Origin of the sequence: Bradyrhizobium sp., assembly GCF_030654605.1 — a bacterium.
In the GTDB taxonomy this organism is placed as follows: domain Bacteria; phylum Pseudomonadota; class Alphaproteobacteria; order Rhizobiales; family Xanthobacteraceae; genus Bradyrhizobium.
Genome location: NZ_JAURXB010000011.1, coordinates 24,579 through 36,307 on the forward strand (window position 1 = coordinate 24,579; position 11,729 = coordinate 36,307).

An 11,729-nucleotide genomic window follows, 5' to 3' on the forward strand; every position below is an offset into this window, starting at 1 on the left:
GTCTCTCCGTTGATCAGTCGCTAAAGAGCTGCATCAAAGACGAGCAGAGGGCAAAGCAACAACTCGCGGGTCAGTGGTCGAAATTCCCTGCCCCGAGCCGGACAAGCTGCGTCTCGCAAGAGAGCATTGGCGGGACGCCGAGTTACGTCAGTTTACAGACCTGCCTCCAAATCGGACAGTGGGCGCGATAGCCGCTCAGCCGCAGTGATCATATTCGCTCAGCGCAATCCGGACTTCACGGGCAAAATCTACGAGCGAGACGGTGAAAGCGCCGAGCGAAATCATGAAGAAGATGGCGACCCCGCGTTCGTGCTGTATCTGAAGGAGCGCCGTTACAAAAGCGACGATTACGAGAAGCGTCACCGAGATACTTGCGATCACTGCCCAAAAGATCGCCCGGTTCATCATCGCTGCGCGCTGCTTCAGACGCGGCAGATCAGCCTTCAGCCGGCATCGGACCATATCGTCATCGGCGATTCCGTTCAGGACGACCGTCCGGTCAACGATCCGGTTCAGGCGGGAGATCAGGATGGCGATGAAGGCCCCCAGTGCGCCCAGCAGAAAGGCGGGGGCCGCTGACTGCGAGATGACTTGAGATAGCTGAGTTTCGGATGGCATCTGTCAACATTGAGCGGGCTTCCGGTTCACGATCAGGCCGCGTCGTTTAGGCCGCCCGACTTGTTCGCCGTCACGTAACGTACCATCCGATGGATCGACTATGCAAAATCGGCGTCGTCTCCATTGAGCCGTCGATTCATTGGGACAGATAATCAGCGTTGCGCGTCGATCACGGTCCGATTTTGCATAGGCAGATGACTACGCCGGTTCGTATAGCTACTCCCGCGCATCAGCCCGAGTGGGCTGATCTATAACAGCGAGCGGTGTGAGCCTCGCAGGGAGTGATCGATCATGCCCAGCTACCATTTCGTTCGGGTAATGAGCCTCGCCGCGACGATACTTCTGGCTCCCGCGTATGCGTCGGCTCAGCAGCCGCCTCCGGGCGTCCAGGCCGGCATGCTGACCTGTAACCTTGCTCCGAGCATCGGTCTGATTGTCGCCGAGAGCCAGCGGATGAGTTGCAGATATGCGCCCAACGGGCCGTATCCCCCCCAGAACTATAACGGAGTGATGAATACCGTCGGGCTCGAACTCGGGATTACCGCGGGCGGGGTAATGGCGTGGGGCGTGTTTGCTCCGACTCAGGGGACGCCGATCGGGGCGCTGGCGGGCGAGTATTTCGGCGCCAGCGGCGACATCGCGGTCGGAGTAGGGGTCGGAGCCAACGTTTTGTTTGGCGGCTCCAATCGCACGATTGCCCTGCAACCATTATCGGTCGAGGGGCAGGCCGGTTTGAACGTGTCGCTCGGCGTGTCGGGTCTGACGCTGGCTTTGGCGCCCTGAACCCGATGGCCAGTCCAGCGATAACCCTGTGGCCGCGATGGCTGAGGCTAACGATAGTTGGAGTCGCTACCGCAGCAATCATAAGCGGCGGCTGGCTGTCCTATCGCTACTTCGCCAAACCAGTTGTTTTGACCGTGGCGGTCGGCTCGGCTGACGGAGAGGCCTTGTCGTTGATCTCCGCAGTGGCGGCGCGCTTGACGACGTCGAATGCCCACGTCCGGTTGAAGGTAGTAGACACCAATACATCGGCCAAGGCATCGGAACTGCTGGCGGCGCACAAGGCCGATCTCGCCGTCGTTCGCGGCGATACTGGTGGCTTGGGAGATGCCAGAAGCGTGTTGCTCCTGACCCATGGCGTGGTTCTGCTCATGACGCCTTCGACGGTGAGCGGCGATAGTCTTGGCGACCTTCGCAACACAAAGATCGGGGTCATTGGAGGGCCCATCAACCGGCCGGCGGTCGAAGCCCTGAAGCAAGTGTACCAGTTTGACCGCGCCAAGATCGAATTCCAGGACGTCGCCATCGCGGACGCGACGGCGGCGCTGTCGTCGGGACAGGTTCATGCGTTGCTTGCGGTCGTTCCGCTGACCGAGAAATACCTGGCAAAGGTCAGGCAACTCTTTCAGAAGGCCGGTGCCAAGGGGTCGGGGCCAAAGCTCATTGAAATCGAATCGGCCGGCGCCGTCGCCAATATCGCGCGATATTACGAGAGCTACGACATCCCGAAGGGGACCTTGCGGGGAGCGCCGCCGGCTCCATCCGACGATCTGACGTCACTGCGCGTGTCATACTTTCTTGTCGCCAACAAATCGGTAAGTGCCGAGGATATTACGGACCTGACGCAATCCCTGGTCGACGTCCGACGGGACCTGTTGTCGCAATACCCGATATTGGCACAGGCCGCTGCGCCGAGTACCGACGCCAATGCACTGATTCCGATCCATCCGGGCGCAGCGACCTACTACAACGGAAACCAGCAGAGCTTCCTCGATAAATACGACGACAAGCTCTATTACGGGTCGCTTCTGCTGGGATCGCTGATCTCGATCGTCATTGCTGCATGGCGCTTTGCCGGCTCCGGCAATGGATCGCAAAGCATGGTCGAACCGCTCTACGAGTTGGGCAATGAGATCAAGGGCGCCAAAAGCGAGGCGGAACTGGACAAAGTCGAAAAACGCATCGATGACATGCTGAAGGCCGAGCTCGCCAGGAACGCGAGCGGCGAGGGCGCCGACAGTAACGATATGGCCGCGCTCGGTCTGGCAGCCCACAGGCTTCAACACCTGATGAACCATCGCCGGACCCTGCTCCGCAGTGCATCAGCCGCCCGGGAGCCCGTGGCCGCCCAATGATACCTTGCCAGTAAAACGCCGACAGAAAGCTGTCAATCGGCGGAAGCGCGCCAGGAAAACACCGCATCCTTTATTTGAATCAATGCTGGCGCCGGCTGTATCCCTGCGATTTTGTCAGATTTCTCACCGCGTCGAACAAGCCGCGCCAGCCAGATCTCGCCATCCGAGTAATAGGGGTCGCCCTCGCCATTTCGCCCGTTCAGGGTGGGGCCTATCCCCCTTGCTTGATAAATGCGCGTCACTGTCTGCGCCTGGTTCAGGTCGCTAATAAGCCGGTCGCGTTCTTCATCCACATTCGGGGCGATCTTGTGCGTAACCTGGCCGGTGTCGCGGCTAAGGGTGACCCCGCTGTCGAAAGTGGCCGATCCAAGCCAGACGGGAGCCGCCTCCGCTCCGTTTGAAAGGACCAGCCATAGCCGGACGTGCTGCCGCCGGTCGGCGCTCCTGCCATGCGGTTTTTCAAAGGCCAGATCTTCGCGGCGTCCGTCGAAGAAGAGCGGGCTGACCGGCGCGTCCTTGTAAGGCCTATCGAGAAGGACGCTGCCGACGATTTCCATGCTCGTCCGCAACGTAATCGGATCTGCAGGATACCACCCTGCCACATGAAACGCAGAGACGACGTCTTCGCGGGTTCCGATTAGGCCGACGTTGATGGGATCGCCCGCGATGCCTTGCGCTGTCGCGGTCAGCATAGTCCGCTTTGAGAGACCGGGTTCGTTCTCGATGCGTGACCATGTAGCCGGCAAGATCAGGTAGCTGACGGCGAGGTAACAAAGGATTACCGCCAAAAGAACCGCGGTGTACCGATGTCGAAATCCCATACCAATAGTCACTGGTCTACTCCGCATCACAGCGGGCTTGCCGCAAGCGGGAGATCACCCGATTCCTGCTTGGGCCGATGCCCTTACTTGTTCACCATCCGCCGCGTCGGCGTCACGGTGCTGGTCGGCGCCATCGGCGAGATCGAGAACGTCACCCAGGTATTCCATCCCGAAGGCCGGTTCTCGGCAGCGAATTCGCCATATCCTTTCAAATTGAGATATCCCTGCATATCTCCAACCGGAAACAGAAACCCGATTTGCGGTCCAATTCCGGCAACGCGGGACCGGAATCCGCCAAGGATGGGGTTTTGACCGAAGTCGTCGGTGATCTGCTGATAGGCGTATCCGACGAAGCCGACGAAAACCTGTTTTGAGAGGAACTGGGAGACGCCCCAGTCAAGGTGGAAATCGATGCCGTTCTGATATTGCGTATCCTGGTTCTTGAAGTTGTAGGTAAAGCCCGCGACGGCCGAAAACTCTTGCCCTGCCGCCGGATTGAAAAAGGTGTATCCGCCGCCGCCATCGATTGCGCCGTGACCGATACCGAGATTGGAGAGGCGATTGGGATCGTAGGCGCCAACCGGGATGTCTCCGGTCACGTAGGTCATGAAATTATGCACGCCGGCGTTCCACTTCAGCGTGGCCTGCGGATACAGGTCTCCAACCGACGTAAGCGAATCCGCGATGCTTCCCGTCCGTGTCGTCACAAGGGGGCCGACCGCTGTCGTGAGTGTGCCGTCGATGCCGGTGCTGGCTCGACCGAACAGGCCGGTAACACCTATGGCCAGTTGTCCACCCAGCACGGGTGTAGCGAACGTGTATGTCGGATTAAGCAGCACGAGGTCGGCCTGAGCATTAAGACTTGCATTCAGGCCGACGTTGACGTTCGCGGGAATCCTGCCGATCTGGATCTGCTTTGCGGCCGCAACACCTCCTGATGCTCCGACCGAGGTATGATAGTAGACTTCGGCCCAAGACCATCCCGGCACCTGAGGGGTCGCAGCCAGACTGCCGAACCGCCCAGGTAGCCAGTATGACACACCGCTTTCGTCCGCATAGCCCGCGCCAGACAACGAGCCAAATAACAACATGGCCAGGCCGGCGGAGTGCGCGAGTCGATGGGTAGAGGCCTGTTTGGGGAGATAGCTCGTCATCTGCATGTCACTCTCAGTATCGCCGTGCCCAAGGTCGCAATTGAGCATCCGAATGCTGCCAATGACTATGCAAAATCGGTCGCCGATCCACCTCGCTCCCTGCCTGTGGCTCTAATGTCACGCTCAGGTTGTCGCGGCTCAGGCACAAGATGCGCCGCGCGAATTCTCATGCATGAAGGACGGCGTCTTTGTGATCACCGGCCCGGACAAAATGTGCAGTTGCACACGAAGCGCGTTGCAGAGTTTGAGAGGGACTTTCGCCAAACGCTCGTCGATACTCAACCGAGAAGCGTCCCAATTCCAGGAAACCAAAGGCGGTAGCAATTTCTGTCACAGTCGAGAGGCCGCTGTCTGTGTCCATCAGCGCGCGTCTGGCCTTTGCCAATCGCAGCGATCGAAGATACCGGCAGGGCGGAAGGCCACGGATGCTGTGAAACGCCTTGCGAAGCGTGCGCTCGCTGACGGATAGCGCGGTACAAAGAGCTGAGATATGCAGAGGCTCGTCGACTTCGGCGAGCGCCAAAACCTCAGCCCGTTCAACGAGGTCACGGCAGGGGTTAACGGGCAGGGCGCCGGGAGTTTGCGTCCCCGTATTGACGGAGAGATAAATTGTCATCGTGGCCCCGCATATCGCCAGAACACGGCAGACGTTCTGCCCGGCGCCCAAACACCACAGCTCGATATCCCGGTATATTGCCCTTGAGGGCAACGTGTGGTCGCAGCGGAGATACAACGTGGAATTGCAGCACGGCATTTTCAGAACGGTATGCACTTTGGCTTTCCTGAGCCGAAGCCTTACAGCGCCAATTTTCGTGCCTCAGTTGGGCGGGGTCGACGGGCAGGGGAGATATGCCAGGGCCTGCCATGTTTTGATGGCGGCCGGCGCGGCATTGTCGCCAGCCCTGGTACGACGGATTTGCCAGACATTCGTCGAGCGTGCTGGATGCCGAGGCTTGGCATTTAGATAGCTGGTGAAGCCACAGTTGGAATACCCGGATAGTCATCGCCTTGGAGGCAGAATGGGAATCAGGTCGAAACCTCCGCATATACGCTTGCCGGGCGTTGCATAGTGGCTGGTTTGGCGAGCTTGCTCGCAATCACCTATTGGGGATTTCCGGCATTCGTCGTGGCCGACGGCGCCAACAGTCCGATCCTCTCGGCGACGGAGACGGCCTCCGCAAACGTCTGAACCTGCAGCTTTTCCATCACCATATGTCGATGCGCCTTGATGGTTCGCTCGGAGGTGCCGAGCTCAAAGGCGATCTGCTTATTCATTTTGCCACGAACCATCAGCGCAAAGACCTCGCTTTCCCGGGGAGTCAAGGCCGCAATCAGGGATCTGAGCGAATTGAGCTGGTCCTGTTGCTGCTTCGTTACGGCGAAATTGGCGAGCGCGCGACCTATTGTGTCGAGCAAGGTCTCTCTGGCCACGGGTTTCAGCAGAAAATCTTCGGCGCCGGCCTTGATCGCCCGTACGCTGGTGGGAACGTCACCCCGGCCGGACATGAAGACGATCGGCCAACGCATTGACAGCTTCGCGAGTTCTTCCTGGAGCTGTAACCCGTTAACCGAGGGCATGTTCACGTCGAGCAGGATGCAACCCGGTTTGGCATTCTCAATCGAATGCAGAAAGCAACTCGCGGAATCATAGTCCGCCACCGCATAGCCCGAGAGTTCCAGCACGCGCGAGATCGCACCCCGAAACGATGCGTCGTCGTCAACAATATGAATTACAGGCTCTGCTGTCATTCCGGCACTAATCTTCCACTCTACGCAGGGCCTCATTAGGCAACATCAGGCTAGGGCAGCCTGAAGTCCTTCAAGCGTTTGGTGCCGGGAGATTAGCCGGGGCGCGCCGAAGCGGTCAACGCGAAGGGCGATCCGCTGCGGGGGGCCAATATGCAGTTTGTGCCAAGCGTCCTTACCTCAACATCTTTATTGCGGTCAGAGGTAAGCCGTATACGAGCTGACCCAGACCAGAATGGACGCAAGCAGGCCAATAACGCCTGCATTTGCGGCGAATGCGGTGGCGCTGCCGGACATGCCCAGGCGGAGCGAGTCGCGGCTCATTTCCTCCGGAATGGAAATCACCGCCGGGAAAGCCGACGCGCCACCGATCGCATTGGTCCGCGCCAGCGTTCCGGATGCAGCAATCTGTCCCTGACCTATCCCTTTTGGAATGTCGATGATTTTGGCGTGATAGACTCGGCCTGGAACATTATCGAACACGATATTGACGGGGACGCCGGCCTTGACGGTCTGAAAGCCGTTCTGCGAAAACATCCCAACAATCGTAATCTCATTTTCGACGATAAACGACATAACTGATCGCAATTGGGAGGCGCGATCGCCCACGGTCAGGGCCACTGCCGTTGCGTAGCCGTTGGCAGGGGCGCGGATTGTGGTTTGCGCCAACTCCCAGACGGCGTTCTCCAGTTGCGCCTGCATTTGTGCAACGGTCGTGTTCACTCCGCCGATCTCGGAATTCAGGGCCAGTTTGGCACTTTGCTGGGTTGCCTTGGCGACATTGAGTTGCGCCCCAACCGTCTCGAACTGCACCTGGGTATCCTGCTCCTTGAACTCGGTGTTGGATCCGCTGGCGTACAGCTTCTGGATATCGTCCAGGCGTTTCGCGTTGTATTTGTACTGGGCCTCGAGCCCGGCAACGTTCGCGGTCGCTTGATCGTAATTTGCTTTCAATATTTGTGTCTGCTGTTTCGCTGCGGCGAGCGACGCCTGCAGTTGTGCCACTTTGTACTGGAATGGCGCCGGATCGAGTTGAAACAGGATATCACCCGACTTCACGGGGACGTTCGGCTTTACCGGGATGGCGATCACCTGACCGGTTACGTTCGGCGTCACTTCGATCACCCGGCCAGCGACGGTGACCCTTCCTGAGGGCGTCAAATTATTGAACAGCGCGAGGAATGTCGCGAGAATGAACGCGCCGACAAGTATCGAAATTGTCCCGGACAGCCAACTCCAGCGCACGAGCTTGAACCTCGAGAATACGGCCCACATCGCAGCGACATAAAGGCACAGGATAATGACCATGGCGGAATCCCATCGTTCGGGTACGAGATCGCCATTAGCCGGCAATCGATCAATGCGCGCTATGCAAAATCGGCGCGATGAAAATCTTCGTACCGAACTGTCGCCGGTCGGTTTTTGCATAGTCGATGCAGCGTGACTTCTCCATGGTGGCCGGCGAGCGAGACCATTCGCCGGAATCATCGTGATTAGCAAGGAGAGCGTTATGAGGCAGGCGTCGATATGCAAAGCCGGGGCGCTTAGCCTTGGCGCGGCCGGGCTGGCGCTGGCCCTGGTTGTTTCGAGCATACCACATGCACATGCTCAGGAAGATGGCGCCAGTAAAATTCTCAAGGCCATGTCGGACTATGTGGCGAGCCAGAAGACCATTTCGGTTACCTACGACTCCGACATCGAAGTCGTCACCTCCACCTTGCAGAAGATTCAGTTCACCAGTTCGGGACAGGTGCAACTGAGCCGTCCGGACAAGCTCCGCGCCACGCGCACGGGCGGCTATCGGGACGTCGAAGTCGTGTTCGATGGCAAGCTGGTCACCGTGAACGACAAGGATACGAAGAACTACGCCCAGATCGATGCCGGAGGGACCGCCGATCAACTGATCGACGTGCTGCGCGAAAAGAACGGCGTCGTGGCCCCCGGTGCAGACCTCCTGCTGCCGAACGTGTTCGATGTGATGATGGCGGATGTTGTCGAAGGCGCCGTGATCGGAAAGGGCGTCATCGACGGCGTCGAATGCGACCATTTGGCATTCCGCAACGTCGAGACCGATTGGCAGATCTGGATCGAGTCCGGCGCCAGGCCCATCCCGCGTAAATATGTGATCACCAGCAAGGGCGTCGGCGAAGCGCCGCAATACACCCTGCGCATCAAAGAATGGAAGACAGATCTGCCGGCGGACGCGTTTGCCTTCAGGCCAGAACAGTCGGCCAAGAAGCTGGCGCTGGGTGAACTCGGCGACATCGACGAAGTGCCGTACGGCGTCGCCAACACAGGAGCCAAGAAATGATCCGCATATCGAAAATTCTCGTTCGTCTCTCGACTGTCGCGATCGTCGGCGCGGCGGTGCTGTTGTGGAACGGGCAGTCACCGCTGGATTCGAGCGCAGCCCTGGTCTCATCGGCCGAGGCGAGAATCGGGCGACCGCTTACGCCGATGAGCTATGCCGGCGTGGCCCGCCGAACGACGCGCCGCGCCGTTGCGGTGGGCGCGGCGGCGGCGGGAGCTGCCTATGTGGCGCCGGTCGTGGTGGCGCCTGTGCCGGTTGTTCCGGGGCGTTGCGTGCAGGCCGTCGATCCCTACGGGCGCATTTACACGCGCTGCTATTAGGGCTGGCGCGGGGCGGCGCGTGTAGTCAGCCGCGATCGACCAATATGTGCGAAGGGTGAACATACAGGCGAGACAGGATTGCCCGTTTTGCATAGCCAGCCGTCGCACAGAGCGCCAAACATTTACCCGTTAACAAACTCGCTTGACCGCAAGCTGCGAACCGAAAGGAATTTTTCTGATGTTTACAAAACGCGATCTGCTTCGTACTGCAGCGCTGGCTGCGATAACTGTCACGGCAGCGAAAGCTATCCCGGCAAACGCACAGGCCAAAGCGGAATGGCCTGACATCCGCGAGGCCAAGGCGATCGCCGAGGAAGGCTTTATCTACGGGCTGCCGATCGTAATGAACTACGCGGTCATGTATGAATATTCGGTCGACAAGAACTCGGGACAATTCAAGGCGCCGTTCAATCAGATCCATAACGAGGCGAGGGTCTTTACATACAAAGACACGGCCATCATAACCCCCAACAGCGACACGCCGTACTCGCTCTTATGGACCGATCTGCGTGCCGAACCGATTGTGCTTTCAGTGCCGGCTGTCGAGAAGACGCGCTATTATTCGGTAATGCTGTGCGACGGTAACACGTTTAACTACGGCTATCTCGGTAGCCGCGCGACCGGCGGCGAGGCCGGTGACTATATGGTGGTCGGTCCCGATTGGAAGGGCGCCACCCCACCCGGTATCAAGAAGGTCTTTCAGTCCTCGACGCAGTTTTCGATCGTTGCATACCGTACGCAACTCTTCAATGCTGCAGACATGCCGAATGTCGAGAAGGTCCAAGCGGGCTACAAGGTGCAACCCCTATCCGCCTATCTCAAGCAACCCGCACCGGCCGCGGTGCCGGCCATCGACTTTCCCAAAGCCAATGCGGAGTTGGTGAAGAAGAACTTCTTCGAGTACCTCGACTTTGCCTTGCAGTTCGCCCCGGCCGGTCCGGAGGAAACGCAGATCCGCGCCAAGCTCGCCCGCATTGGCGTCGGGGCCGGCAAAACCTTCGACTTCAAGGATCTTCCACTGACGCACAAGATTGAAATCGGGCTGGGAATGAGAGACGGCGAAGAGAAGGTCGTAAAGTATCTTGCCAGCGGACAGAAAGAAGTAAATGGGTGGAAAATCGGATCGCTGTTCGGAGACCGCCAATTCTACAGCGGCGACTGGCTGAAGCGCGCTGCTGCCGCCAAGGGCGGCATCTATGGCAACGACGCGGTTGAGGCCGTCTACCCGTTGACGAAGACGCTCGCCGATGGCGAGGTCCTGGATGGTTCCAAGCACAATTACACCCTTACTTTCCCTGCAGGACAATTGCCGCCGGTGAACGCGTTCTGGTCGGTGACGATGTACGACGGCAAGACACAGTTGCTGATTGAAAATCCGATCAACCGCTACCTGATCAACTCGCCGATGCTGCCGGGCATGAAGAAGAATGCCGATGGGTCGCTGACGCTCTACATCCAGAATAAATCGCCGGACGCCGACAAGCAGGCCAATTGGCTCCCGGCGCCGAATGGAGAAATCTATCTCGTCATGCGTCTGTACTGGCCGAGGCCGGAAGCGCCGTCGGTCCTGCCGGTGGGCCAGGGGACGTGGCAGCCGCCTGGTATCAAGCGGGCTTAATAGCAGGCGCAGATCTCTGGCGCCTGAGTCCACGCCCCGGTTCAAGCAAAGCAGACATTCGCATGCCGCGCAGCATGCGAGTGTCTGCTTTCGTGCGTCCGGTAGTGAGGCGGCTCGCTTTATGTCTTCCGGTCGGTTGGTTTTTGCATAGTCAGTGCATACCCGCGCGCCCATGGTGCCTGATAGCACGCCCGACTGCTGATGACATTAGCGATAACCCGAACCCCAACAGGAGAAGTAGAGATGACGAGTGCAAGAATTGTTCAGATGGCCGGGATGCTCGCCGTGGCGGCGATACTGGGCAGCATGGCAACGGCTGGTGCCCAAACCGCACAGCCGCCGTCCGCGTTGAAAACGATCGGTGCTCCGGCCGCAGCAGCCAAACCCGAGATCGTCCCATCGCTGTTCGTGCTCAATTCCCGTGCGGCGACGTTGCAGGGCGAGACGCTGGTGCTGACAGGCATTGCCCCGAGCTCTATCATATTTGCTGACCGGCCGGTGCGATCCGCCGGCCATCAGCCCACCGCCGACGTCATCGCGGAATGGGGATCTGGCGATGACAGCTTTGCCAAGAATCCTCCGAACGCGACCTTGTCCGTATTCGGCAAGGATGGCGCGGTGAAGGACGCAGTCGTGGTGCTGAAGAACCCGAAGCTCGAGGGCGACAAGCTGACGTTTACCGTTCAGACCCTCGAAGGGGATATTGCCGGCGCGGACGGCGGCGCGGCGCTGTTCATTGACATCATCGGCCGGCCGTTCACGCCGATGTCGTTTGCCGGCGTTGCACGGCGTACGGCATTCCGGGGCGCGATGTATGCCGGTGCGGCCACCGCTGCGGCTTATGGCGCGGCTGCGTATGCTGCGCCTTACGCCGCGCCGTATCCGTACGCGCGGCCTGTGTGCGGCTATTATCCCTATCCGCCTTGCGACTGAAATGAACGAGAAGGCGGGAAGCGCGTGCTTCCCCGCTTTCGATCGATAGGTCACTTTCGAACCACGACCTGAC

The 11,729-nt window shown here is 59.2% G+C and carries 12 protein-coding genes; 6 read left to right on the forward strand and 6 right to left on the reverse strand.

The window, feature by feature from the left end; all coding sequences use genetic code 11:
* Positions 1-195 precede the first annotated feature (195 nt).
* On the reverse strand, positions 196-618 hold the full coding sequence (locus tag Q7U29_RS00800) for a DUF2721 domain-containing protein (protein ID WP_304737393.1): 423 nt from the start codon (positions 616-618) through the stop codon (positions 196-198).
* Between the two features lie 291 nt (positions 619-909).
* Here Q7U29_RS00800 and Q7U29_RS00805 point away from each other — a divergent pair, with 291 nt between their 5' ends.
* Both Q7U29_RS00805 and Q7U29_RS00810 read left to right on the forward strand, forming a co-directional pair.
* Positions 910-1,401: a DUF992 domain-containing protein gene (locus Q7U29_RS00805; protein ID WP_304737394.1), complete on the forward strand. Its 492-nt coding sequence runs from the start codon at positions 910-912 to the stop codon at positions 1,399-1,401.
* 164 nt (positions 1,402-1,565) lie between these two features.
* A complete protein-coding gene (locus tag Q7U29_RS00810) occupies positions 1,566-2,753 on the forward strand; it encodes a TAXI family TRAP transporter solute-binding subunit (RefSeq protein ID WP_304737396.1) in 1,188 nt (395 codons plus the stop codon).
* 32 nt (positions 2,754-2,785) lie between these two features.
* On the opposite strand, the gene Q7U29_RS00815 is transcribed toward Q7U29_RS00810, so the two are convergent.
* From Q7U29_RS00815 to Q7U29_RS00835, 5 genes are all read right to left on the reverse strand, one after another.
* Positions 2,786-3,586, reverse strand: coding sequence for an LssY C-terminal domain-containing protein (locus Q7U29_RS00815; protein ID WP_304737398.1), 801 nt, complete (start codon positions 3,584-3,586; stop codon positions 2,786-2,788).
* Between the two features lie 71 nt (positions 3,587-3,657).
* Entirely contained in the window at positions 3,658-4,665 is a 1,008-nt protein-coding gene (locus tag Q7U29_RS00820; RefSeq protein WP_304737411.1) for a transporter, read from the reverse strand.
* A 229-nt stretch (positions 4,666-4,894) separates the two neighbouring features.
* Positions 4,895-5,500: a helix-turn-helix transcriptional regulator gene (locus Q7U29_RS00825; RefSeq protein WP_304737399.1), complete on the reverse strand. Its 606-nt coding sequence runs from the start codon at positions 5,498-5,500 to the stop codon at positions 4,895-4,897.
* Between the two features lie 329 nt (positions 5,501-5,829).
* Complete coding sequence (locus Q7U29_RS00830; protein ID WP_304737401.1) at positions 5,830-6,477, reverse strand: response regulator transcription factor; 648 nt, start codon at positions 6,475-6,477, stop codon at positions 5,830-5,832.
* A 195-nt stretch (positions 6,478-6,672) separates the two neighbouring features.
* Positions 6,673-7,782 carry an HlyD family secretion protein gene (locus Q7U29_RS00835; RefSeq protein ID WP_304737402.1) on the reverse strand — a complete coding sequence of 370 codons (1,110 nt, stop codon included), beginning with the start codon at positions 7,780-7,782 and terminating at the stop codon, positions 6,673-6,675.
* 202 nt (positions 7,783-7,984) lie between these two features.
* Between Q7U29_RS00835 and Q7U29_RS00840 the strand changes: the two genes are divergently transcribed.
* The 4 genes from Q7U29_RS00840 (at position 7,985) to Q7U29_RS00855 (ending at position 11,656) form a co-directional block, all read left to right on the forward strand.
* Positions 7,985-8,785, forward strand: a complete 801-nt coding sequence (locus Q7U29_RS00840) for a DUF2092 domain-containing protein (protein ID WP_304737404.1) — start codon at positions 7,985-7,987, stop codon at positions 8,783-8,785.
* Complete coding sequence (locus Q7U29_RS00845; protein WP_304737406.1) at positions 8,782-9,105, forward strand: hypothetical protein; 324 nt, start codon at positions 8,782-8,784, stop codon at positions 9,103-9,105. The genes Q7U29_RS00840 and Q7U29_RS00845 overlap by 4 nt, the downstream gene beginning before the upstream one ends.
* 178 nt (positions 9,106-9,283) lie before the next feature.
* A complete protein-coding gene (locus tag Q7U29_RS00850; protein ID WP_304737408.1) occupies positions 9,284-10,723 on the forward strand; it encodes a DUF1254 domain-containing protein in 1,440 nt (479 codons plus the stop codon).
* Positions 10,724-10,990: 267 nt separating this feature from the next.
* Positions 10,991-11,656, forward strand: a complete 666-nt coding sequence (locus Q7U29_RS00855; protein ID WP_370691673.1) for a hypothetical protein — start codon at positions 10,991-10,993, stop codon at positions 11,654-11,656.
* Positions 11,657-11,729: the final 73 nt, after the last annotated feature.

Bases quoted from the DNA above. Each gene is read 5' to 3' on its own strand.
- Q7U29_RS00835 (WP_304737402.1), bottom strand. From the start codon at position 7,782: ATGGTCATTATCCTGTGCCTTTATGTCGCTGCGATGTGGGCCGTATTC.
- Q7U29_RS00800 (WP_304737393.1), bottom strand. From the start codon at position 618: ATGCCATCCGAAACTCAGCTATCTCAAGTCATCTCGCAGTCAGCGGCC.
- Q7U29_RS00805 (WP_304737394.1), top strand. From the start codon at position 910: ATGCCCAGCTACCATTTCGTTCGGGTAATGAGCCTCGCCGCGACGATA.
- Q7U29_RS00840 (WP_304737404.1), top strand. From the start codon at position 7,985: ATGAGGCAGGCGTCGATATGCAAAGCCGGGGCGCTTAGCCTTGGCGCG.
- Q7U29_RS00845 (WP_304737406.1), top strand. From the start codon at position 8,782: ATGATCCGCATATCGAAAATTCTCGTTCGTCTCTCGACTGTCGCGATC.
- Q7U29_RS00855 (WP_370691673.1), top strand. From the start codon at position 10,991: ATGGCCGGGATGCTCGCCGTGGCGGCGATACTGGGCAGCATGGCAACG.
- Q7U29_RS00820 (WP_304737411.1), bottom strand. From the start codon at position 4,665: ATGTTGTTATTTGGCTCGTTGTCTGGCGCGGGCTATGCGGACGAAAGC.
- Q7U29_RS00830 (WP_304737401.1), bottom strand. From the start codon at position 6,477: ATGACAGCAGAGCCTGTAATTCATATTGTTGACGACGACGCATCGTTT.
- Q7U29_RS00850 (WP_304737408.1), top strand. From the start codon at position 9,284: ATGTTTACAAAACGCGATCTGCTTCGTACTGCAGCGCTGGCTGCGATA.